A 21,040-nucleotide genomic window follows, 5' to 3' on the forward strand; every position below is an offset into this window, starting at 1 on the left:
CCCCGTTCAAACGTGACGGCGGGTTTGCACCACGCGGAAGCGGTTGGACACGAAGGCCGAATCGGACAGCGCGGCGTTGGCGGCCGGGTTGGCGCCGGTGCCGTGGAAGTCGCTGAAGGCAGCCGTCTGGTTGACGAACACGCCGCCCGTCAGGTTCAGCGACAGCGACACGCCCGAGACTTCCGCCGCGTCCTGCACCTGGTCGGCGACGGCGTCGCTGGTGGTGTAGGCGGACAGCGACAGCGCGCCATGCTTGATGACGCTGTCGCGCGCCAGCTGGATGCTGTGGGTGGTGGAATCGGTGGCGACCACGAAGGCGATCGGACCGAACCATTCCTGGCTGATGGCGGCGTTGCCGGCTTCCGTGCGCAGCAAGAGCGGCGTGCGGACGCGGGCGTTCTCGAATTGCGGGTGCGCCAGCGCCTTGCTGTCGGCCACCACCGGCAGGCCCAGCGCGCGGGCCTTTTCGATGCGCTCGACGATGCCTTCGTTCTGGATCGCGCCGGTCAGCTCGACGGCCTTGGCCGCATCGGCGCCAACCTTTTCGACCGCGGCGCCCAGGGCGGCCGCGACCTCATCGAAGCTGACGCGGCCTTCCGGCGTCTGGATGCCGTCGCGCGGCACGTAGATGTTCTGCGGCGCGGTGCACATCTGGCCCGAGTACAGGGCCAGCGAGAACGCCAGGTTGCGGGCCACGCCCTTCAGGTCGTCGGTGGAATCGATGATGACCTGGTTGACGCCGGCCTTCTCGGTGTAGACCAGCGCCTGGCGGGCGTTGTTTTCCAGCCAGTCGCCGTTGGCGGTGCTGCCGGTGAAATCGACGATCTTGACCGCCGGGTCCAGCGCCAGCTTCTGCGCGGTGTCGTCACCGGCGGCATGCGCGGCCAGCTGCACCACGTCCGGATCGAAGCCTGCTTCCTGCAGCACTTCGCGCGCCACCTTCACGGTGATGGCCAGGGGTAGGATGGCGCCGGGGTGCGGCTTGACGATGACGGTGTTGCCGGTCGCCAGGCTGGCGAACAGGCCGGGGTAGCCGTTCCAGGTCGGGAAGGTGGAGCAGCCGATCACCAGCGCGACGCCGCGCGGCACCACGGTGAACTGCTTTTCCATGCGGATCGGGTCATTCTTGCCTTGCGGCTTTTCCCAGACGGCCACGCCGGGGATGCGCGACATTTCCTGCCAGGCGTAGGTCACGGCTTCGAAGCCGCGGTCCTGCGCGTGCGGGCCGCCGGCCTGGAAGGCCATCATGAAGCCCTGGCCGGTGGTGTGCTGGACCGCGTAGGCGATCTCGAAGCTGCGCTTGTTCAGGCGCGCCAGGATTTCCAGCGACACGCCCACCCAGGCGCGCGGACCAGCGCGGCGCCAGTCTTCCAGCGCACGCTTGGAAGCGGAGATCAGCTTGTCGGCGGGCACGCGCGGGTAGGTGATGCCCAGGTCGAAGCCGAAGGGCGACTTTTCGCCGCCCACGGTGCCGTCGGCATCATGCAGGTTCAGCGGGAAAGGCTTGCCTTGCAAGGCTTCGAAGGCCGCGCGGCCTTCGTCGTTGGCGGTCTCGCCATAGTTGCGGGGGCTGGGCGACTCGGGAAAGGGGCTCCAGTAGCCGCGCAGGGCGGCGGCGGCGATGGCTTGTTCCAGCAGGGGCTGGTGGCGTTCGAAGAATTGTTGGGACACTGCGTCTCTCCAGATAAGTATGGTTTTCTGCCTGGCGCGGGCCGGGTCAGGTTTCCTGGTCGAAGTCGATGACCAGGCGGTCGCTGACCGGGAAGCTCTGGCAGCTCAGGATGAAACCGCGCGCCACTTCGTAGTCTTCCAGGGCGAAGTTGGCGTCCATGTCCACCTCGCCTTCGATGACCTTGCAGCGGCAGGTGGAACACACCCCGCCCTTGCACGAATACGGCAGTTCAATCCCTTGCGCCAGCGCCGAATCCAGCACGCTGTCTTTATTCTTTTCAATCACGAACATACGGCTGTGGCCATCCTGCACCACGGTAACCTCGCACTGCCCCTTGCCGGGCGCCTGGCGGGCGTCCTGGCCGGTGCGCAACGCGCGCGGCCCCTTGGGCGCGCCGAAGAGTTCGAACTTGATGTTCGACTTCGGAATGCCGCGGGCCTGCAGCCGCTCGACCACGCTTTCAGTCATGGTCTGCGGACCACAGACAAAAGCGTAATCGATATCCTCGGGACTCATCCAGGCCGACATCAGTTGGTCGACCTTGTCGCCGTCCAGGCGGCCGTTGAAGAGTTCGATGTCCTGGGTCTCGCGGCTCATGATGTAGACCAGCGAGAAGCGTTCCATGTAGAGGTTCTTCAGGTCCTCGATCTCTTCGCGGAACAGCACCGCGGACGAGGCGCGGTTGCCGAAGAACAGCGTGAACGTGCTGCCAGGCTCGGTGGAAAGCGCGGTCTTGACCAGCGAGAACACCGGCGTGATGCCGCTGCCCACGGCAAACGCCACGTAGTGGCGCTTGTTCTCGGGCGAAAAATCGACCGTGAAGTTGCCGGCCGGCGCCATGACTTCCAGGGTCTGGCCAGGCTGCAGCTCATGGTTGGCCCAGCTGGAGAAGACGCCCTCGTCCACCTTCTTGATGGCCACGCGCAGCAGCTTGTCATGAGGCGCCGAACAGATGGAATAGGAGCGGCGCTGTTCCTGGCCGTCGAGCTCGGTGCGCAGCGTCAGGTACTGGCCCGGCAGGAAGGCGAACTCTTGCGCCAGCGTCTCGGGCAGGTCGAAGGTCACGACCACGGCGTCGCGCGTGTTGCGCGCCACCGAGGCCACCGTCAAGGAATGGAATTGGTTCTGGCTCATTGCGAAACCGCTCTCAGTGAGTCTTGAAATAATCGAAGGGCTCGCGGCAAGACACGCAGCGATACAGCGCCTTGCAGGACGTGGACCCGAAATTGCTGACCAGGCGCGTGTCTTTCGAGCCGCAGCGCGGGCAGGCGATGGCGGGGCCGGCCGTGCGCCGGCTGATGCCCGAGATGTCGACGGCGCGCTGGACGGGCGCGGCGATGCCGTAGCCCTTGAGTGCCTCGCGTCCCTTCTCGCTCATCCAGTCGGTGGTCCAGGCCGGCGCCAGGCGCGTTTCCACGCGGACCTCGGCGATGCCGTGGCGGGCCAGCGTCTGCTGGATGTCCTGCGTGATCTCGCGCATGGCCGGGCAGCCGGAGTACGTGGGCGTGATGACCACGACACAGGCCTCGCCGTCCCAGGACACGTCCCGCACCACGCCCAGATCCACCACGGACAGCACGGGGATCTCCGGATCGGGGACCTCTTGCAGCCAGGCGTAGACCTGGTCGGCGGAAACGGGCGCCAGCGCGTTCACCAGGTGGCTCCCGGATAGGCGCGCGGCAGGAACTGCATTTCGGCGAGCACGTAGCCCAGGTCCTCGGTGTGCCTGCCCTGGCGGCCGCCACGGTACGCAAGATGGTTGGCGGCGGCTTCGTCGGGCACGGTCAGGGTGGCTTCTTCCAGCACTTCGCGCACATGGGCCAGCCAGGGCTGGCGCAAGGCCGACAGCTCACAGCCGATGCCGCGGGCGGCGACGTCCAGGTCCACGGCGTCGTCGGCGAACAGTTCGCCGGTGAAGCGCCAGGCGTCATCGATGGCAGCCTGCATCTTGGCGTGGCTTTCCGCCGTGCCGTCGCCCAGGCGTACCACCATGTCCGAGGAACGGCGCACGTGGTAGGTCACTTCCTTGATGGCCTTGGCCGCGATGGCGGCGACGCGCTCGTCCGTCGACTGCTCCAGGCGCTGCAGCAGGAAGTAGTGCCAGACGTCGAACAGGAACTGGCGCGCCATGGTGTCGGCGTAATTGCCGTTGGGGCGTTCAGCCAGCAGCAGGTTGTGGAACTGGTGCGCGTCGCGCAGGTAGGCCAGCGCGTCTTCGTCGCGGCCGGCGCCTTCGACTTCACCCGCCAGCGTCAACCACATGCGGGCCTGGCCCAGCAGGTCGAGCGCGGTGTTGGTCAGCGCCAGGTCTTCTTCCAGGATGGGGCCGTGGCCGGTCCAGGCGCCCAGCCGCTGCGACAGGATGAGCGAGGAATCGCCCAGGCGCAGCAGGTATTCAAACAGAGTCTTGTCCATGTCTCCCCCGCCGTCTTACATGTGCTTGATTTCTTCGGGCATCGGGAAGAACGTCGGATGCCGGTAGACCTTGCTGTTGGCCGGTTCGAACAGCGGGTCCTTGTCGCCGGGGCTGCTGGCCGAAATATCGGAGGCGCGCACCACCCAGATGCTCAGGCCCTCGTTGCGGCGGGTGTAGACGTCGCGGGCGTGGTTGATCGCCATTTCGGCGTCGGATGCGTGCAGGCTGCCGACGTGCTTGTGCGCCAGGCCGTGCTGGCTGCGGATGAACACTTCCCACAGGGGCCAGTCTTTGCTCATGATGGATGTCCTTGAATGCCGGGCGCGCGCCGCGCGCCCTGATCTGCAATGGTTAGAAGAGTGAGTCTGGAAGCTCACCTACCGGAGCCGTAGCGCGGCCGCGCGGAGCCGGCTTTGCCGGTCCGCAGCGGCGCCCCCTTGAGGGGGAAGCGCGCAGCGCTTCGGGGGTGGGCGTCATCCTTTCAGGCTGCTTTGCGCTCGGCCTGCTTGTCGGCGTAGGCGACCAGGGCATCGCGCACCCAGGCGCCGTCCTCGTGCGCCTTGACGCGCGCGGCCAGGCGTTCGCGGTTGCAGGGGCCGTTGCCCTTGAGCACCGCGTAGAACTCGGTCCAGTCGATCTCGCCGAAGTCGTAGTGGCCACGCTCGGCGTTCCACTTGACTTCGGGATCCGGCACCGTCAGGCCCAGGTATTCGGCCTGCGGCACGGTCTGGTCCACCATCTTCTGGCGCAGTTCGTCGTTGGAGAAGAGCTTGATCTTCCAGGCCATGGACTGGGCGCTGTTGGGCGAGTCGGCATCGGACGGGCCGAACATCATCAGCGCGGGCCACCACCAGCGGTTCAGCGAGTCCTGCACCATGGCCTTTTGCTCGGGCGTGCCATGCAGGCACATCTGCATCAGCAGGTCGTAGCCCTGGCGCTGGTGGAAGGACTCTTCCTTACAGACGCGCACCATGGCGCGCGCATAGGGGCCGTAGGAACAGCGGCACAGCGGGATCTGGTTGATGATGGCCGAGCCGTCGACCAGCCAGCCGATCATGCCGATGTCGGCCCAGCTGAGCGTGGGGTAATTGAAGATGCTGGAGTACTTGGCGCGGCCGGCGTGCAGGTCGTCGATCAGGTCGTCGCGCGACACGCCCAGGGTTTCGGCGGCGCTGTACAGGTAGAGGCCGTGGCCGGCTTCGTCCTGCACCTTGGCCAGCAGGATGGCCTTGCGCTTGAGCGAAGGCGCGCGGGTGATCCAGTTGCCTTCGGGCAGCATGCCCACGATTTCGGAGTGCGCGTGCTGGGAAATCTGGCGCACCAGCGTCTTGCGGTAGGCGTCCGGCATCCAGTCCTTGGCCTCGATGCGGACGCCGTCGTCGATCCGGCGTTGGAACGTCTGTTCCCGGCCTTCGAGCTGGTCCGCGGTCTTGACCTGCTTGACGCCGGTTTCGACGAGTTGAGCGTACATGTTTGTCTCCTTGAAGACGGTTTGCGAAAACGCAAAGCAAACGTTCCGCAGTGCCGTCATGTCATAGGCGGATTATTTAATACAAAAAATTCATTGTCAAACTCAAATCTGTATCACATTGGATTTATGTATCATATTGCGGATCCCGATATCGGCCGCCCCCGGCCCCCTCTAATGGCAAACCCTCAGTCGCCCCTGGACCGCTTTCTCTCACGCCTGATCAAGAACGATCCGCCGCGCGCGAAATCGCTTTGCGTCAGCCTGCTTGGGGACGCATTGGCGCCGCACGGCGGCGCCATCTGGCTGGGCGACCTGATCGAACTGCTGGCCCCGCTGGGCATCAACGAACGACTGCTGCGCACCAGCGTCTTTCGTCTGGTGGCCCAGAACTGGCTGCAATCGGAACGCCACGGACGGCGCAGCCTCTATCTGATCTCCGAGCAGGGGCTGCGCCACACCGCGCACGCCTCGCAGCGCATCTATGTCGGCCCGGCCCAGGAATGGAACGGGGAATGGACGCTGGTGGCCCTGCCGCGCACCGGCAACGGCCTGGCCGAGCGCGCGGAGCTGCGCCGGGAACTGGTCTGGGAAGGATTCGGCATGATCGCGCCGGGCCTGTTCGCCCACCCGCACACCGAGGCGCGCGCCGCGCACGACATTCTGGAAAAGCTGGGCATCCCCGACCGCGCGCTGGTGTTGTCGGCGCGCGATCTGGCGGGCGCTGGCGGCCTGCCGATAGCCAGCCTGGCCTCTCAATGCTGGAACCTGGACGAGCTGGCCGAGCAGTACCGCCAGTTCGCCAAGAATTTCGGGCCCTTGGAAAAGCTGCTGGAGACCCCGCCCTCGCCCGCCGAAGCCTTCATCGTGCGGGTCATGCTGCTGCACAGCTGGCGCCGTATCGTCCTGCACGACCCGCAGCTGCCCGGCCCCATGCTGCCCGAAGACTGGCCCGGCCATGCCGCCCGCGAAATCTGCGGACGCATCTACTGGCAGGTGTTCGACGCGTCGGAAGCGCACCTGGACGCGCTGGCCGGCCGCGACAACGAACGCTACGCGCCGCTGGCGGCCGACATCGCCGCGCGCTTCGGCGGAAAACCCGCCTGAAACGAGCCCCCCCCAGGCTCAGGCCTGCGGGGCGATGGCCACGCCCAACGTATCCACCTCCGATACGCCGCAGGCATCGCGCCCCGGCCCCGGCCGTTCCAGCCCCCTGGCCCGGCCGATGAACGACAGGGTCCAGCGCGCCCGGATCGGGCGTCCCAGGGCCTCGCCCGTGTCCGCGTCTATGCCGCTGGGCACGTCCAGCGCCAGCACCGGCACGTTCCAGGCGTTGACCGTGTCCACCAGCGCCTGCCAGCCGGCGCCCAGCGGGCGATTCAATCCGATGCCGAACAGGCCGTCGATGACCAGCCCCGGCACGAAGCCCGGTTCCAGCTCGGACCAGGTTGCGCCGCCGGCCGCCAGCCAGCCTGCATAGGCGCGCGCGGCATCGGCCGGCAGGCGCTGCGCGCCCGACGGCAGCAGCACGCGCACGTCATGCCCCAACGCGCGCAAGCCGGCCGCGGCTTCCAGCGCGTCGCCGCCATTGTTCCCTGGACCCGCCAGCGCCAGCACCACCGCCCCCGGCCGGATCCGGGCCGCCGCGTAGCGGGCCGCGGCCGCCCCCGCCAGCGGCATCAAGCGCCTGCCGGCGGCCAGGGCCTGACGTTCGGCGTCGCGGATCCGGGCGACCGAGTAGGAAGACGACATAGTTTGCCCATACGTGAAATTCACGCATTGCGTGAAAATTTACCCGCAATTCGGAAGAGATTGCGCCGCCAGCCCCGCTAATACGCGGGATTTGCGCCTCTTGCCGGCTGGCACGCATCTTGCGTTGTAGTCCTGGCCGGTACGAACGAGACCGGACGACTCAACTGAAAGAGACTACACCCATGCGTTCCATGAGCATCATCTGCCCGAATGGGCACTTAGGATTCGCCCCCTTGCGCACCGAGAGCTTCCAGCTCGGCGTGGCCGCCGGGCCGGACTGCATCGCCGCCGACTCGGGCAGCGACGACGTGGGTCCCGTGCCGCTGGGCTCCGACACGTCCACCAGCCCGCAAGCCTGGCAGCGCCACGACCTGGAGCAGATGCTGTTGGCCGCGCGCAAGCTGGGCGTGCCGATGGTCATCGGATCGGCCGGCGACACCGGCTCCAACAGCCGCGTCGACCTGTACGTGCGCCTCATCAAGGAGATCGCCGCCGAGCACAAGCTGGCGCCGTTCAAGATCGGCTACTTCTATTCGGAAGTCGACAAGGAGCGCGTGCGCCGCGCGCTGCGCGACGGCCGGCAGGTAGCGGGCCTGGACGGCTATGCCGACCTGACCGAGGCCGAACTCGACGCCAGCGACCGCATCGTGGCGGTGGCCGGCGTGCATCCCTACATCAAGCTGCTGGAAGCCGGCGCGGACGTCATCATCGGCGGCCGCAGCTCGGACGCCGCCGTGTTCGCCGCCCCGGCCCTGCACCAGGGCTACGACGCCGACCGCGCCTATTACCTGGGCAAGGTGCTGGAGTGCGCCTCGTTCTGCGCCGAACCCTATGGCGGCAAGGAAACCGTGATGGGCGAGATCTCGGCCGAGGACGTGCGCGTCACGGCCATGCATCCCGACCAGCGTTGCACCATCGCCTCGGTCGCGGGCCATGCGATGTACGAGCGCTCCAACCCCTACGAAGAATTCTTCGCGGGCGGCCGGCTGGACATGGCCGAATGCCGCTACGAGCAGTTGAGCGAAAAGACCGCCCGCATCACCGGCTCGCGCTTCGAGCCTGCCGCCCAGGTGCGCGTGAAGCTGGAAGGCTCGGGCAAGGTCGGCGAACGCTATATGGGACTTTGCGGCATACGCGACCCCTACACCATCGCCAACGTCGACCGCGTCATCGCCTGGGCGCGCGACAAGGTGCGCGAGCGCTTCGGCGATTCGGGCTATGAGCTGCATTACAAGGTCTACGGCCGCGACGGCGTCATGGGCGACCTGGAGCCGCTGCGCGGCCAGCCCGGCCATGAGCTCTGCGTCATGGTCCAGGGCGTGGCGCCGACCGCCGAAATGGCCGAGGAGCTGACGCTCACGGGCCTGCGCCAGATGTTCTACGCCCGCCTGCCCGACGTGAAGGGCACGGCCGGTTCCGTGTCGTTCCCGCTGGACGAGGTGGTGCGCACCAGCGCCGCCTACCGCTGGACCCTGAACCACACCTTGCCGGTGACAGACGCCGGCGAACTCTTCCCGACCCACCTCACCGAGGCTGGCGCCTGAGCCGGCAAGACCATGAGCACCCAGAAACTCAGCACCCTGGCCAAGACCATCCGCAGCAAGAACGCGGGCGTGAACAAGATCACCTTCGACATCATCTTCCGCGAGCCGGCGACTTACGAGGCGGTCAAGCGCTCCGGCGCACTCACGCGCGCCAGCATGGCGGCCCTGTACCGCATCGACGACAGCCGCATCTCGGACTTCGTGCATTACGATCCCGGCCTGGCCATCAAGTTCACGATCTACCGGCTGGCTCCCAGCGGATCCGCGGGCGACGGCGACATCTTCGGCGCGCAGCAGTACGCGCCGCTGCTGGACGTCGATGTGCCCATGCCGGACTGAACACCGCGGGCGCCGCGTCCGGCGCCCGCTCCAACCTTCGCTCTCCCAGAGAATCGATCATGAAAGCGCTCATGCAAACAACGTTGTTCCTGGCGGCATCCCTGCTGGCTGGCGCGGCCGCGGCCCAGACGGATGTGCCCAAGCAGGTCAAGATCGTGGTGCCGTTCACCGCCGGCGCCAGCAATGACGCGATCGCCCGCGCGATCGCGCCGCAGCTCGCGGCCCGTCTCGGCAATACGGTGATCGTGGAAAACCGCGGCGGCGCGGCCGGCGCCATCGGCTCCGAGTACGTCGCCCGTTCGGCCAAGGACGGCTCGGTGCTGCTGTTGACCTCGTCGACCTTCCTGACCACCGCCGCCACCCAGCCTCACCTGCCCTACGACCCGCTGAAGCAGTTCGCGCCGGTGGCGATGATAGGACAGGGGCCGCTGGTCATCGCCGCCTCGGCGCAGACGCCCTACACCTCCTTGAAACAGCTGCTGGAAGCGGCGCGCGGCAAGCCGGGCGCCCTGAACTACGGCAGCGCTGGCGTCGGTTCGCTGGCGCATCTGGCTACCGTCATGCTGGACGACGCCGCGGGCACGGAGATGACCCACGTGCCTTACAAGGGCGCGGCCAATGCCGCGTCCGACCTGGCCGGCGGCCTGATCCACGTGATGCTGTCCAACTACAGCACGCTGGCGCCCGTGGTGCAGGGCAAGAAGGTCAAGCTGCTGGCCACCACGGCGCAGTCGCCCTCCCCGGCCTTCCCCGATCTGCCACCGGCCGCCCAGGCCTTGCCGGGCTATTCGGTGCAGATCTGGGTGGGCGTGTTCGCGCCGGCAGGCACGCCGCAGCCCTACATCGACAAGCTCAACGCCGCGCTCGTCGAGATCGCGGCCTCGCCGGAAATGAAGACATTGCTGGATCTGGACGGCACGGTGCCGTCCCGCATGGACAGCGCCGAATTCGGCGCGCGCGTGCGCGAGGAGCTGGCCCAGTGGCAAGCCATTGCGCGCAAGCACAACATCAGCGCGGAATAGGCGTCAGCCGTCCAGCCCCAGCTTGAGCATCTGGTGGCGCAAGGCGTGCCGCGTGAGTCCCAGGGACTCGGCGGCGCGCCCCAGGTTGCCGTCCTGGGCCTGCAGGGCCGCGCGGATCAGGCCGCGCTGGAACTGCGCGGATAGTTCGGCATAGCTGCCGGCTGCGGCAGGCGCGGCCGCGGGCGCGGGCTTGCCCGCTTCGCGCAGGATGCGCTGCGGCAGATGCCGCGCCAGCACCGTGTCGCCGTCTTCCAGGATGCAGATCCGCTCCAGCAGATTGCTCAGTTCACGCACATTGCCTGGCCAGGCGTAGGCCTTGAAGATGCGCTGGACCTCGGGATCAATAGCGGTGAAGCGGCTGCCGTGGGTGGCGTTGTAGCGTTCCAGGAAACGCTGCGCCAGCACGATGACGTCGTCGCCGCGCTCGCGCAGCGGCGGCAGGTTGATCGACACCACCTGCAGGCGGTAATACAGATCGTCGCGAAAGCGCCCGGCCTGCACTTCCCCCAACAGGATCTTGTTGGTGGCGGCGATGAAGCGCGCGTCGACCGAGACCTCCTGGACGGAACCGATGCGGCGGAAACGCCGGCTGTCCAGCAGGGTCAGGATCTTGGCCTGCATGACCGGATCCAACTCGCGGATCTCGTCGAGGAACACGCTGCCGCCGTTGGCCGCTTCGAGCAGCCCGGTCTTGCGCGCCACTGCCCCAGTGAAGGCCCCGCGTTCATGGCCGAAGAGCTCGGACTCGAGCAGATTGCCTGGTATGGCGGCGCAATTGATTTCGGTATAGCCCTTGGCCGCGCGCGCCGACTGCGCATGCAGATTGCGGGCGACCAGCCCTTTGCCCGTGCCGGTCTCGCCATAGATGAGAACGATGCTGGCCTTGCTGCGCGCGACCCGGCCGACCAGATCGCGCAGGGCCGCCATCGACGGGTGATCCCCGATGAGCGGCTCGCAGGCGGACGGGGCGGCGGGCATGGGCAGGTACCGCTTACACCTTCAGGAAGTGTTCGCGGTAGTGCTTGAGTTCGTCGATCGATTCGTAGATGTCGGCCAGCGCTTCGTGGCGGCTCTTCTTCTCGAAGCCCTTGTACACGGCCGGCGCCCAGCGGCGCGCCAGTTCCTTCAGCGTGCTCACGTCCAGGTTGCGGTAGTGGAAGAACTGCTCCAGGCGCGGCATGTAAGCAAACATGAAGCGGCGGTCCTGGCTGATGGTATTGCCGCAAAGCGGCGACTTGCCCGCCGGCACGTGCTGCGCCAGGAACGCCAGCAGCGTATCCTCGGCCTGCGCCTCGGAAATGGTGGACGCCTTGACCTTGTCGATCAGGCCGCTCTTGCCGTGGGTGGATTTGTTCCAGCTGTCCATGGCGTCGAGCAGGCTGTCGGGCTGGTGCACCACCAGCACGGGGCCTTCAGCCACGACGGTCAGGTCGGGCTCCGTCACCACCACGGCGACTTCGATGATGCGTTCTTTCTCGGGATCCAGGCCGGTCATTTCCATGTCCAGCCAAACCAGGCGGTTTTCGTTCACAGCCATATAATTTGCCTATAAGGGATACCTCCGCGCCGCGCCTTCGGCTCGCTGCCCCCCTCAGGGGGCGCTTTTACCTAGGGGCGGCCCGGCGGTAAAGATTACCCCCACGCCGCGCCTTCGGCTTGCTGCCCCCCAGGGGGCGCTTTTACCTAGGGGCGGCCCGGCGGTAAAACACACGATTTTCGCACACACTTACTTGAGCAAGCCGCACCGCCCATGTTCACACTGCTGTTCGTTGCCTTCCTGCTGACCGATATCGCCGTGCGCCTGTGGCTGGCTACGCGCCAGATCCGCCACGTCGCGCTCCACCGCGACCAGGTGCCGCCGGAATTCTCCCACCGTATCGGCCTGGCCAGCCATCAGCGCGCGGCGGACTACACGGTGGCGCGGGTCAAGCTTGGCATGCTCGAACGCACCTACGATGCCATCCTGCTGGTGTGCCTGACGCTGATGGGCGGGCTGCAGTTCATCGACCTGATGGTGGCCCAACTTACCAGCAACGACTTCCTGCGGCAGATGCTGCTGCTGGTCGTGGTGGCGCTGCTGCTGGGCGTGCTGGGCCTGCCCTTCACGCTGTGGCGGCAGTTCAAGCTGGAGGCGCGCTTTGGCTTTAACCGCATGACACCGGGCCTGTTTGTCGCCGACGCCGTCAAGGGCCTGCTGGTGGCCGCGGTGCTGGGCCTGCCGCTGGCGGCGGCGGTGCTCTGGCTGATGGGCAGCGCGGGCGCCTACTGGTGGGTCTGGGCCTGGGCGCTGTGGACGGCGTTCAACCTGGCGCTGCTGATCATCTACCCGATGTTCATCGCCCCGCTCTTCAACAAATTCACGCCGCTGTCCGACCCCGAGCTGGCTGGACGCATCCAGCGCCTGGCCCAGCGCTGCGGCTTTGCGCTCAACGGCCTGTTCGTGATGGACGGTTCGCGCCGCTCGGCCCACGGCAATGCCTATTTCACGGGTTTCGGCCGTTCGCGCCGCATCGTGTTCTTCGACACCCTGCTGGCGCGCCTGAACGGCGACGAGATCGAGGCCGTGCTGGCGCACGAGCTGGGCCATTTCGCCAAGCGCCACATCGTCAAGCGCATCGTGTTCAGCTTCGCCGCCGCGCTGGTTTTCTTCGCCATCCTGGGCTGGGTCTCGCAGCAGCCCTGGTTCTACGTGGGGCTGGGCGTCATGCCTCAGCTGGGCGGACGCAACGACGCCATGGCGCTGCTGCTGTTCTTCCTGGTCATCCCCGTATTCACTTTCATGCTCACGCCCGTGGCCAGCTGGTACTCGCGCCGTGACGAGTTCGAAGCGGACCGCTACGCGGCCGAACAGAGCTCGCCGGAACGCCTGGTGTCCGCGCTGGTCAAACTCTACGACGACAACGCCGCCACCTTGACTCCCGACCCCGTGCACTCCGCCTTCTACGACAGCCACCCACCCGCCGCCGTGCGCATCCGCCACCTGACGGCGGCCGCTGCATGAGCGCGCCCGCAGCCGGACCCAACGAAGGCCGCATCATCGCCGCCCACGGGCGCCACTACACCGTGGAGCTTGCCGACGGCACGCTGCGCAAGTGCTTCCCCCGCGGCAAGAAGGCAGGCGCCGCGGTCGGCGACCGCGTGCGCATCACGCCCCAGGGCAAGGACGAAGGCGCCATCGACGCCATCCTGCCGCGCCGCAACCTGCTCTACCGCTCGGACGAAATGCGTTCCAAGCAGTTCGCATCCAACGTCGACCAGCTGCTGATCGTGGTCGCCGTGCAGCCCACGTTTTCGGACGACCTGACCGGGCGCGCCCTGGCCGGCGCCTGGAGCGCGGACATCGCGCCCATCATCATCCTCAACAAGACCGACCTTGCCGATGAACTGCCCGCGGCGCGCGCGCGGCTGGCGCCGATCGCAGCGCTGGGCGTGGACGTGATCGAACTCAGCGCGCTGGAGCCCGAAAAGGTGCATACGCTGCTGGCGCCGCGCCTGGCCGGACACACCAGCCTGCTGCTGGGCCAGAGCGGCATGGGCAAGTCCACGCTGCTCAACGCCCTGGTGCCGGACGCCGCCGCCCCCACCCGCGAGCACTCCACCGCGCTGGACATGGGCAAGCACACCACCACCAGCACGCGGCTCTATCACCTGCCCGCGCCGGGCGGCGACCTGATCGATTCACCGGGCTTCCAGGCCTTCGGCCTGCAGCATCTGAGCCGCGAGGACATCATCCGCGGCTTCCCGGAGTTCACCGAACCCATCGAGCAATGCCGCTTCTACAACTGCACCCACCGGCAGGAGCCCGGCTGCGGCGTGGTCGCGGCCCTGCAGGCCGGCGCGATCGATCCGGCGCGCTACGCCTTGTACCAGCGCATCCTGGAAGAGAACCTGGCGGGGCAGCAGCGCTACTAGGCGCCCCATGCCGAAAGACCGGCAACGCCAAGCCGGGCACCGGATCCCGAGCGCAGTTCCGCAATGCATACGGCCCCATCCAGGGGCCGTATGCATTGCGGCGGCAAGCGCCGGCCGGGATCAACGAGGCGTGAAGCCGTGCCGCAGCAGGTGGTACAGATTGCGCAGCATGCCGGCCGTCGCGCCCCAGATGAAATGCTTGCCGTAGGGCATGCCGTAATACTGACGCACCCGGCCGTCTTCCAGGCGGGCTTCATACAGCCGGTGGTTGGCGGGATCCATCAGGAAGGACAGCGGCACCTCGAATACTTCCGCCACCTCGAAGGCGTCGGGCGCCAGGTCAAAACCCGGACGCACCAGCGACACTACCGGAATGATGGAAAAGCCCGTCGCCGTCAGATACGGCGGCATGCTGCCCAGCACTTCCACGTGGTTGGCGGGCAGCCCGGTTTCTTCCTGCGCCTCGCGCAAGGCCGCGGCCTCCGGCGTGGAGTCGCTGGTTTCGATGCGTCCGCCCGGAAAGCTGATCTGGCCGGCATGGTCATGCAGGTGGGCGGCGCGCTGCGTCAGCATGATGTGCACACCGTTGTCGCGCGTCACCAGCGGAATCAGCACCGCCGCCGGCACGGGCACGCCTTCGCGGCCCGGATAGCGCAGGTCGGTATCGCGCGACAGCTCCAGCGTCCAGGTGGACGGCTGGCTGAGCGTGCCCCGCAACGAATCCGGGGTCAACAGGCGGGCGGGCACGGCCGGCAAGGACGCGTTGGCCACCACCCAGGGTTGCGTCGCCGGATCGAAGCCGGGACGCGCCAGCGGCCGCCGGGGCCGCGGGGAAGACGAGGAATCAGACATACGTCTCTGCAAAAGGCTCTGCAAAAAGAAAAAGGCACCCTCGCAGGTGCCTTTTTAACCCGGAAACCCGTGCCGAACGAAAACGCTGGATGGCGTGAGCGTCCGACACTGGTGGGGCCGTGTGCCGATAAGCGATCAAGCCGCCGGGGCTTGCTTGCTGACCAGCTTTTCCTTGATACGCGCCGACTTGCCCGAGCGGTTGCGCAGGTAGTACAGCTTGGCGCGGCGCACGTCGCCGCGGCGCTTGACTTCGATGCCGGCGATTTGCGGCGAGTACAGCTGGAACGTACGTTCCACGGCTTCACCCGACGAAATCTTGCGCACGGTGAACGCGGAGTTCAGGCCGCGGTTGCGCTTGGCGATCACAACGCCTTCGAAAGCCTGCACGCGCTTGCGGGTGCCTTCAACGACGTTCACGCTCACGATGACGGTGTCACCAGGAGCAAATTCAGGCTTGGCTTGACCGCCGGTCAGACGGGCAATTTCTTCCTGTTCCAGGATAGCGATAAGGTTCATGAGAACTCCTAGATCATCATGTCTTTGCGGACTAAAACTTTTGCCGTTCGATGTTGTTCACGCCGCTTCTGCAGGATTGCGCTGTACGCACAAGCCCACATTCGTCGCGTGCTGCACGGCCAACTGGCGGTTAGGCCAGCTCCCGTTGCATGTGCCGCAAGCAGAGGATGAGATTTGGCAAACCAATGATTCTACACCAAAAATCGCCCCAGGCATCAGGTAACATGGCCCCGGTTCTCGCGGTTTGGAGTACCCTTCCGTCTTCTGTAACAAACACGTCATCTGGCGCTGTTCCTTCATGTCGTATTCGTCCCTGATATTGGTCGTCCTGGCGGCAATGGCCCACGCCACGTGGAATCTGCTCGCCAAGCGCGCGGCCATGGTGGGCGCTCCCTTCGTCTTCGCCTATGGATTGTGCGCCTCGGTGCTGTACGCGCCGTGGGTCATCTGGGTGCTGTTGCACGACGGCATGACCTGGACCTGGCCGGTGGTCGGCGCCATCCTGACCTCCAGCCTGTTGCATCTGGGCTACAGCCTGTGCCTGCAACGGGGATATCAGGTGGCCGACCTGTCGGTGGTCTACCCCATCGCCCGGGGCACCGGGCCGCTGCTGTCCACCACCGGCGCCTTTCTGCTGCTGGGCGAACCCGCCACCAGCACCGGCATCATCGGCATGCTTTGCGTGGTGGGCGGCGTGCTGTTGATCGCAACCCAGGGGCGCCTGACCATCTTCAAGCAGGCCCAGGCCTGGGTGGGCGTGCGCTGGGGCGTGGTGATCGGCCTGTTCATCGCCGCCTATACCGTGGTCGACGCCTATGGCGTGAAGGTGCTGCTGATCAGCCCCGTGCTGTTCGACTGGTTTACCTGTGTCACCCGCACGACCATGATGGCCCCCCACATGCTGCGCCGCCGCCCCCAGTCCTGGGAGGCCATGCGCGGACACTGGCATCTGGCGCTGGCCGTGGGCCTGCTGTCGCCGTTGGGATACATCCTGGTGCTGTACGCCCTGCGCAACGGCGCGCCGCTAAGCCTGGTCGCCCCTGCCCGGGAAATGTCCATGATGCTGGGCACCCTGGCCGGCATGTTCCTGCTGCGCGAAAAAGTCGGACCAGGCCGGTTGGCCGGCTGCCTGGGCATCCTGGCGGGCGTCATTCTGCTGGGTTCGAGCTGACCAGCCCTGTACCGCTCAGAAGCCGGCGGCCGCACCCAGCCACATCAGTCCGGGGATGATCGCGCCCCAGGCCAACACCATCACCACATCGATCACCATGGCCTTCCTGGTGACCTGAGCCGTCACGGGCTCCACCGTGGCGTTGCCCAGGCAGCGCTCGCGCGAGGCCGGCGCGGCCTCGACCGGCGCAACCGGTACTGCGGGCGCAGGCATCGGTACCGGCGCGGCGACAGCCTGGCCGGCCAGTGCGCCCGCTTCGGCGGGCGCTGGCGGGAACGGCCAGCGAGCCGGTACGGAACCGGGCCGCACGCGACGGCGCGGTTCAACGTCGGCCGCGGACGTGTTCCAGGGCAGCGCCATGCCGGCCACCCTGGCGCACCAGGCGCGGGCGTGGTTCGTGCCGCGGCGCAGCGGGTTCAGCGTGACGACGAGTTCGTCCGACAAGACGGAAATATCAGCGGTGTTCATAGGGAACTCCTAGCAAAGATGGTCCAGCGCCAGGGCGTAGCCCCCCGGCAGGCATCCGCGGCGGCAGCCGGCGGTCAATCGAACAATGACAACTGGCCCGCGGCCATGGCTTGCAACTGGCGCGCTGCGCGCCCGTGCACGGCGCCGGCTGCGGGCGATACGGCGGAAAAAGGGACCCCTGAAGACGCTTGCGCGCCAACCGGGGATAGGAAATCGGCAGCCCCCACCGATGCGGCGGGAGGCAGGAAACGGTCGCAATCCAGCGCCAGCCGGTGGCGGTTCAGGCCCAGCTTGCGGGTAGCGATGGTGAAGCGCTGGCGCAGCAGATCGGCCCATACGCCGGTTCCGCGCATGCGCGACCCGAAATTAGGATCGTTGCGGCGGCCATTGCGCAGGTCTTCGATGCGATGCAGGACGCGCTGGGCGCGGTCCGGGAAATGGGCGTTGAGCCAGTCCTCGAACAGGGTCTTGACCTCCCAGGGCAGGCGCAGGACGGTGTAGCTGGCGTAGTGCGCGCCGGCCGCCTTGGACTCCTGGAGGATGTGTTCCATGGACTCGTCGTTGATGAACGGGATGATGGGTGCCACCAGCACGCCCACCGGCACGCCGACGTCGGTCAGGCTGCGCACGGTTTCCAGCCGGCGCCACGGCGCGGCGGCGCGCGGTTCCAGCGTGCGGGCCATGCCCGCGTCCAGCGTGGTGATGCTCATGTACACCACCACCAGCTTCTGCTCGGCCAGGGCGGCCAGCAGGTCCAGATCGCGGGCGACCAGCGCGTTCTTGGTGACGATGGTGAGCGGGTGACGGGTTTCCAGCATCAGTTCCAGCAGGCCGCGGGTCAGCCGCCATTCGCGTTCGATGGGCTGGTAGGCGTCCGTGGCGGAACCGATGTTGATGGGAGACGGCTTGTAACCGGGCCGCGCGAGTTCGGCGCGCAGGGCCTGGACCGCATTGGCCTTGGCCACCAGCCGGGTTTCGAAGTCCAGCCCCGGAGACAGGCCCAGGTAGGAATGGGTGGGCCGGGCGTAGCAATAGACGCAGCCATGTTCGCAGCCGCGGTACGGATTGACCGCGACGTCGAAGGGAATGTCCGGCGAATCGTTGCGCGACAACATCTTGCGCGCTTCTTCGGCGGTGACCGTGGTCTTGGGAGCGGCCGGCGCGATGCGCGCATCCGGCAGGATGGGAATGACGCGGGCGGCGGTTTGCTCGCCAGAGGCTGCTTCAGGGAAATTATCGGGGACGGAATCTACGAAGTCGGCGGGTAGACCGGAGGAAGACCAGCCGTCGTCGACCTGCACACGGTCATCGCGCTGAAAGCGATGCCGAACATTAGTAACCGCACCCCGACCGCGCAAGGCGGCGGGGGCGGCAGCCGGGGACCCAGAACCGGCGGGAAAAGAATGATCGGTGCGTGCCATGAAAACTACTGTACAAAAACACAGTGGTTTTGACAAGCACCAAAAGCCTTTTCGTAAGACAACCCCACTTTACCGCAAGACGCCAACGCCGTCCGGACAAATCGATTTCACCAGACGAGATCGTCCGGAAACCCGCACCAGTATTGAATTTAGCAAAAAAACAACAGGTTCTGAAGGGCCGGAAATCCGTTGTTTTCCAGTCTCTTCCGGGCTAGCGCAGCATGCCCGCCGCCGCGGTCTGGTGCGTGGCCTCGTCGATCAGGATGAACGTGCCCGTCGCGGGCACATCGGCATAGCGATCGACCGCCAGCGACTCGCGCGTGGTGATCGTCACGCGTCCGATGTCGTTCATGCGCAGCGTGCCTTCGGTGTTCTCCACTTCCTGCAGTTCGTGGATGTCGCGATGCGACAGCACCGCGCGTATCTTCGCCGAGGTCAGGCGCGTGCCCGACTTCAGCAGATACTTGCGCGCCGGGTTCAACGCCTGCGCATCGAGCCAGCACAGCTCGGCTTCGAACTCGCGCGTGACCTGCGCCGGCGCCGACGCATGCACGATCACGTCGCCGCGCGACACGTCCACGTCGCGATCCAGCACCAGCGTGATCGAGTCGCCCGCCACCGCTTCATCCAGCGCGCGGTCGAAGGCGCGCACTTCGCGCACGACTGCCGTCACGCCCGAGGGCTGCACCGTGATCTCGTCGCCCGGCCGCAGCACGCCGCTTGCGACGCGGCCGGCATAGCCGCGGAAGTCATCCTTGCGGCTGCCGTCATGGCGCGCCACCCATTGCACCGGAAAGCGCAGCGGCAAGGCGCGGCCGTCGCTCGCCAGGTCCAGCGATTCCAGCAGGGCCAGCAATGGCTCTCCTTCGTACCAGGGCGTCTGCGGCGACAGCGTGACGACGTTGTCGCCGTTCAGCGCCGACAGCGGCAAGGCGTCGAAATGCTCGATGCCCAGCTTGCCCGCCAGGTCCGCATAGGCGTCGCGGATGCGCTCGAAGACGGCGCGGTCCCAGTCCACCAGATCCATCTTGTTGACCGCCACCACGATGTGGCGGATGCCCAAGAGGCGCGCGATGGTGCTGTGGCGCTTGGTCTGCGGCAGCAGCACGCCGTCGGCCGCGCGGGTGGCGTCGATCAGGATGACGGCCACGTCCGCCGTCGACGCGCCCGTCACCATATTGCGCGTGTACTGCTCGTGCCCCGGCGCGTCGGCGATGATGAACTTGCGCGCGGGCGTGGAGAAATAGCGATAGGCCACGTCGATGGTGATGCCCTGCTCGCGCTCGGCCTCCAGGCCGTCGGTCAGCAGCGAGAAGTCGATGCCGTCGCCCGCCACGCGCTTGTGCTTGGCGCGCGAGATCGCGTCCAGCTGATCGGCGAACACGCCCTTGCTGTCATACAGCAGACGGCCGATCAGCGTGGATTTGCCGTCGTCCACCGAACCCGCGGTGATCAGGCGCAGCACGCCCGTGTCGGCGCCGGAAAGAAAAGAGTCGTTTAGTGCGTTCATGTGCGTTCCTGGTCGCCGGCGCATGCCGGCGTGTCATGCGATCAGAAATAGCCTTCCTTCTTGCGGCGCTCCATCGAGGCCTCGGAAGTCTGGTCGTCCATGCGCGTGGCGCCGCGCTCGGTAATGTCGGTCACCGCGGTTTCGGCGATGATGGCGCGGGTGTCGGCCGCGTCGGACGCCACCGGGCAGGTGCAGGAGATGTCCCCCACCGTGCGGAACCGCACTTGCAGGCGTTCGACTTGTTCACCATCCTGCGGCGGGGTCAGCCGCGTGACCGGCACCAGCAGCCCCTTGCGGCGCACGACTTCGCGCTGGTGGCTGTAGTAGATGGACGGCAACGCCAGCTGCTCGCGCTGGATGTACTGCCAGACGTCCAGCTCGGTCCAGTTCGAGATCGGAAACACGCGCATGTTCTCGCCGCGGTGCACGCGGGTATTGAACAGGTTCCAGAGTTCCGGGCGCTGCGCCTTCGGATCCCATTGGCCGAATTCGTCGCGGAACGAGAAGATGCGCTCCTTGGCGCGGGCCTTTTCCTCGTCGCGGCGCGCCCCGCCTATGCAGGCGTCAAAGCCGAATTCCTCGATCGCCTCCAGCAGCGTCACGGCCTGGGCGGCATTGCGCGAATCGGTCTCGCGGCGCAGCACCACGCTGCCGCGCGCGATCGAATCCTCGACGCTGCGCACGATCAGGGTCTCGCCCAGCTCGGCCGCGCGCGCATCGCGGAAGGCGATCACTTCTTCGAAGTTGTGGCCGGTATCGATGTGCATCAGCGGGAACGGAAAGCGCCCCGGCCGGAAGGCCTTTTCGGCCAGGCGCAGCAGCACCACGGAGTCCTTGCCGCCCGAGAACAGCAGCACGGGTTTCTCGCTTTCGGCGGCCACCTCGCGCAGGATGAATATTGCTTCCGATTCCAGCCAATCCAGGTGGCTGCGTTGGATCACAGCAGACATATGCACTTCCCCTAAAACAGATTTCGA

22 protein-coding genes are annotated in these 21,040 nt (G+C 66.7%); 7 read left to right on the forward strand and 15 right to left on the reverse strand.

The window, feature by feature from the left end:
- Positions 1-6 precede the first annotated feature (6 nt).
- The 6 genes from paaN to paaA all read right to left on the reverse strand — a co-directional run bounded on the left by paaN (position 7) and on the right by paaA (position 5,559).
- Positions 7-1,671 (reverse strand): phenylacetic acid degradation protein PaaN, encoded by a 1,665-nt coding sequence (gene paaN / locus FOC84_RS03745; protein WP_173143236.1) that lies wholly within the window; start codon positions 1,669-1,671, stop codon positions 7-9.
- 46 nt (positions 1,672-1,717) lie between these two features.
- On the reverse strand, positions 1,718-2,806 hold the full coding sequence (gene paaE / locus FOC84_RS03750) for a 1,2-phenylacetyl-CoA epoxidase subunit PaaE (protein WP_173143237.1): 1,089 nt from the start codon (positions 2,804-2,806) through the stop codon (positions 1,718-1,720).
- A gap of 13 nt (positions 2,807-2,819) precedes the next feature.
- Positions 2,820-3,326 carry a 1,2-phenylacetyl-CoA epoxidase subunit PaaD gene (paaD, locus tag FOC84_RS03755; protein ID WP_173143238.1) on the reverse strand — a complete coding sequence of 169 codons (507 nt, stop codon included), beginning with the start codon at positions 3,324-3,326 and terminating at the stop codon, positions 2,820-2,822.
- On the reverse strand, positions 3,323-4,087 hold the full coding sequence (gene paaC / locus FOC84_RS03760; protein ID WP_173143239.1) for a 1,2-phenylacetyl-CoA epoxidase subunit PaaC: 765 nt from the start codon (positions 4,085-4,087) through the stop codon (positions 3,323-3,325). Before paaC ends, paaD begins: the two co-directional genes overlap by 4 nt.
- Before the next feature lie 15 nt (positions 4,088-4,102).
- A complete protein-coding gene (paaB, locus tag FOC84_RS03765; RefSeq protein ID WP_013392438.1) occupies positions 4,103-4,387 on the reverse strand; it encodes a 1,2-phenylacetyl-CoA epoxidase subunit PaaB in 285 nt (94 codons plus the stop codon).
- A gap of 182 nt (positions 4,388-4,569) precedes the next feature.
- Positions 4,570-5,559 carry a 1,2-phenylacetyl-CoA epoxidase subunit PaaA gene (gene paaA, locus FOC84_RS03770; RefSeq protein ID WP_173143240.1) on the reverse strand — a complete coding sequence of 330 codons (990 nt, stop codon included), beginning with the start codon at positions 5,557-5,559 and terminating at the stop codon, positions 4,570-4,572.
- Between the two features lie 174 nt (positions 5,560-5,733).
- Between paaA and paaX the strand changes: the two genes are divergently transcribed.
- The gene (gene paaX / locus FOC84_RS03775; protein ID WP_173143241.1) at positions 5,734-6,663 is read left to right on the forward strand and encodes a phenylacetic acid degradation operon negative regulatory protein PaaX; all 930 of its coding nucleotides are present in this window, start codon (positions 5,734-5,736) and stop codon (positions 6,661-6,663) included.
- Positions 6,664-6,681: 18 nt separating this feature from the next.
- Here paaX and FOC84_RS03780 read toward each other — a convergent pair whose 3' ends face one another.
- Positions 6,682-7,308 carry an NAD(P)H-hydrate epimerase gene (locus tag FOC84_RS03780; protein ID WP_173143242.1) on the reverse strand — a complete coding sequence of 209 codons (627 nt, stop codon included), beginning with the start codon at positions 7,306-7,308 and terminating at the stop codon, positions 6,682-6,684.
- A gap of 182 nt (positions 7,309-7,490) precedes the next feature.
- Between FOC84_RS03780 and FOC84_RS03785 the strand changes: the two genes are divergently transcribed.
- The 3 genes from FOC84_RS03785 (at position 7,491) to FOC84_RS03795 (ending at position 10,213) form a co-directional block, all read left to right on the forward strand.
- Positions 7,491-8,852 carry an acyclic terpene utilization AtuA family protein gene (locus FOC84_RS03785; RefSeq protein ID WP_173143243.1) on the forward strand — a complete coding sequence of 454 codons (1,362 nt, stop codon included), beginning with the start codon at positions 7,491-7,493 and terminating at the stop codon, positions 8,850-8,852.
- A gap of 12 nt (positions 8,853-8,864) precedes the next feature.
- The gene (locus tag FOC84_RS03790; protein ID WP_173143244.1) at positions 8,865-9,191 is read left to right on the forward strand and encodes a DUF4387 domain-containing protein; all 327 of its coding nucleotides are present in this window, start codon (positions 8,865-8,867) and stop codon (positions 9,189-9,191) included.
- Positions 9,192-9,262: 71 nt separating this feature from the next.
- Complete coding sequence (locus tag FOC84_RS03795) at positions 9,263-10,213, forward strand: tripartite tricarboxylate transporter substrate-binding protein (RefSeq protein ID WP_254241905.1); 951 nt, start codon at positions 9,263-9,265, stop codon at positions 10,211-10,213.
- Positions 10,214-10,216: 3 nt separating this feature from the next.
- On the opposite strand, the gene FOC84_RS03800 is transcribed toward FOC84_RS03795, so the two are convergent.
- Entirely contained in the window at positions 10,217-11,191 is a 975-nt protein-coding gene (locus FOC84_RS03800; RefSeq protein WP_173143246.1) for a sigma-54 interaction domain-containing protein, read from the reverse strand.
- Positions 11,192-11,204: 13 nt separating this feature from the next.
- Positions 11,205-11,750 carry an oligoribonuclease gene (gene orn, locus FOC84_RS03805; RefSeq protein WP_173143247.1) on the reverse strand — a complete coding sequence of 182 codons (546 nt, stop codon included), beginning with the start codon at positions 11,748-11,750 and terminating at the stop codon, positions 11,205-11,207.
- Between the two features lie 213 nt (positions 11,751-11,963).
- On the opposite strand from orn, the gene FOC84_RS03810 reads away from it, so the two are divergent.
- Entirely contained in the window at positions 11,964-13,214 is a 1,251-nt protein-coding gene (locus FOC84_RS03810; RefSeq protein WP_173143248.1) for a M48 family metallopeptidase, read from the forward strand.
- Positions 13,211-14,125, forward strand: coding sequence for a ribosome small subunit-dependent GTPase A (gene rsgA / locus FOC84_RS03815; RefSeq protein WP_173143249.1), 915 nt, complete (start codon positions 13,211-13,213; stop codon positions 14,123-14,125). Before FOC84_RS03810 ends, rsgA begins: the two co-directional genes overlap by 4 nt.
- Positions 14,126-14,245: 120 nt before the next feature.
- Here the strand turns inward: rsgA and FOC84_RS03820 are convergent, their stop codons facing one another.
- Together FOC84_RS03820 and rplS are read right to left on the reverse strand one after the other, a co-directional pair.
- The gene (locus FOC84_RS03820) at positions 14,246-14,977 is read right to left on the reverse strand and encodes a CoA pyrophosphatase (RefSeq protein WP_173143250.1); all 732 of its coding nucleotides are present in this window, start codon (positions 14,975-14,977) and stop codon (positions 14,246-14,248) included.
- Between the two features lie 135 nt (positions 14,978-15,112).
- Positions 15,113-15,493, reverse strand: a complete 381-nt coding sequence (gene rplS, locus FOC84_RS03825; RefSeq protein WP_054423686.1) for a 50S ribosomal protein L19 — start codon at positions 15,491-15,493, stop codon at positions 15,113-15,115.
- A gap of 298 nt (positions 15,494-15,791) precedes the next feature.
- On the opposite strand from rplS, the gene FOC84_RS03830 reads away from it, so the two are divergent.
- On the forward strand, positions 15,792-16,664 hold the full coding sequence (locus FOC84_RS03830) for a DMT family transporter (protein ID WP_173143251.1): 873 nt from the start codon (positions 15,792-15,794) through the stop codon (positions 16,662-16,664).
- A gap of 15 nt (positions 16,665-16,679) precedes the next feature.
- Here the strand turns inward: FOC84_RS03830 and FOC84_RS03835 are convergent, their stop codons facing one another.
- From FOC84_RS03835 to cysD, 4 genes are all read right to left on the reverse strand, one after another.
- Positions 16,680-17,132: a hypothetical protein gene (locus tag FOC84_RS03835; RefSeq protein ID WP_173143252.1), complete on the reverse strand. Its 453-nt coding sequence runs from the start codon at positions 17,130-17,132 to the stop codon at positions 16,680-16,682.
- Positions 17,133-17,206: 74 nt separating this feature from the next.
- On the reverse strand, positions 17,207-18,553 hold the full coding sequence (locus FOC84_RS03840; RefSeq protein ID WP_173143253.1) for a PA0069 family radical SAM protein: 1,347 nt from the start codon (positions 18,551-18,553) through the stop codon (positions 17,207-17,209).
- A 211-nt stretch (positions 18,554-18,764) separates the two neighbouring features.
- Positions 18,765-20,063: a sulfate adenylyltransferase subunit 1 gene (locus FOC84_RS03845; protein WP_173143254.1), complete on the reverse strand. Its 1,299-nt coding sequence runs from the start codon at positions 20,061-20,063 to the stop codon at positions 18,765-18,767.
- Positions 20,064-20,104: 41 nt separating this feature from the next.
- Complete coding sequence (cysD, locus tag FOC84_RS03850; protein WP_173143255.1) at positions 20,105-21,013, reverse strand: sulfate adenylyltransferase subunit CysD; 909 nt, start codon at positions 21,011-21,013, stop codon at positions 20,105-20,107.
- Between the last annotated feature and the right edge of the window lie 27 nt (positions 21,014-21,040).

Source organism: Achromobacter pestifer, from assembly GCF_013267355.1.
In the GTDB taxonomy this organism is placed as follows: Bacteria; Pseudomonadota; Gammaproteobacteria; order Burkholderiales; family Burkholderiaceae_B; genus Achromobacter; species Achromobacter pestifer_A.

Excerpts from the sequence above, each read along its gene's own strand:
- orn (WP_173143247.1), bottom strand. The coding sequence starts at position 11,750 with ATGGCTGTGAACGAAAACCGCCTGGTTTGGCTGGACATGGAAATGACC.
- rplS (WP_054423686.1), bottom strand. The coding sequence starts at position 15,493 with ATGAACCTTATCGCTATCCTGGAACAGGAAGAAATTGCCCGTCTGACC.
- paaC (WP_173143239.1), bottom strand. The coding sequence starts at position 4,087 with ATGGACAAGACTCTGTTTGAATACCTGCTGCGCCTGGGCGATTCCTCG.
- FOC84_RS03795 (WP_254241905.1), top strand. The coding sequence starts at position 9,263 with ATGCAAACAACGTTGTTCCTGGCGGCATCCCTGCTGGCTGGCGCGGCC.
- FOC84_RS03830 (WP_173143251.1), top strand. The coding sequence starts at position 15,792 with ATGTCGTATTCGTCCCTGATATTGGTCGTCCTGGCGGCAATGGCCCAC.
- cysD (WP_173143255.1), bottom strand. The coding sequence starts at position 21,013 with ATGTCTGCTGTGATCCAACGCAGCCACCTGGATTGGCTGGAATCGGAA.
- rsgA (WP_173143249.1), top strand. The coding sequence starts at position 13,211 with ATGAGCGCGCCCGCAGCCGGACCCAACGAAGGCCGCATCATCGCCGCC.
- FOC84_RS03835 (WP_173143252.1), bottom strand. The coding sequence starts at position 17,132 with ATGAACACCGCTGATATTTCCGTCTTGTCGGACGAACTCGTCGTCACG.
- FOC84_RS03840 (WP_173143253.1), bottom strand. The coding sequence starts at position 18,553 with ATGGCACGCACCGATCATTCTTTTCCCGCCGGTTCTGGGTCCCCGGCT.
- FOC84_RS03810 (WP_173143248.1), top strand. The coding sequence starts at position 11,964 with ATGTTCACACTGCTGTTCGTTGCCTTCCTGCTGACCGATATCGCCGTG.
- paaA (WP_173143240.1), bottom strand. The coding sequence starts at position 5,559 with ATGTACGCTCAACTCGTCGAAACCGGCGTCAAGCAGGTCAAGACCGCG.
- paaE (WP_173143237.1), bottom strand. The coding sequence starts at position 2,806 with ATGAGCCAGAACCAATTCCATTCCTTGACGGTGGCCTCGGTGGCGCGC.
- FOC84_RS03785 (WP_173143243.1), top strand. The coding sequence starts at position 7,491 with ATGCGTTCCATGAGCATCATCTGCCCGAATGGGCACTTAGGATTCGCC.
- FOC84_RS03820 (WP_173143250.1), bottom strand. The coding sequence starts at position 14,977 with ATGTCTGATTCCTCGTCTTCCCCGCGGCCCCGGCGGCCGCTGGCGCGT.
- paaX (WP_173143241.1), top strand. The coding sequence starts at position 5,734 with ATGGCAAACCCTCAGTCGCCCCTGGACCGCTTTCTCTCACGCCTGATC.
- paaB (WP_013392438.1), bottom strand. The coding sequence starts at position 4,387 with ATGAGCAAAGACTGGCCCCTGTGGGAAGTGTTCATCCGCAGCCAGCAC.
- FOC84_RS03845 (WP_173143254.1), bottom strand. The coding sequence starts at position 20,063 with ATGAACGCACTAAACGACTCTTTTCTTTCCGGCGCCGACACGGGCGTG.
- FOC84_RS03790 (WP_173143244.1), top strand. The coding sequence starts at position 8,865 with ATGAGCACCCAGAAACTCAGCACCCTGGCCAAGACCATCCGCAGCAAG.
- FOC84_RS03780 (WP_173143242.1), bottom strand. The coding sequence starts at position 7,308 with ATGTCGTCTTCCTACTCGGTCGCCCGGATCCGCGACGCCGAACGTCAG.
- FOC84_RS03800 (WP_173143246.1), bottom strand. The coding sequence starts at position 11,191 with ATGCCCGCCGCCCCGTCCGCCTGCGAGCCGCTCATCGGGGATCACCCG.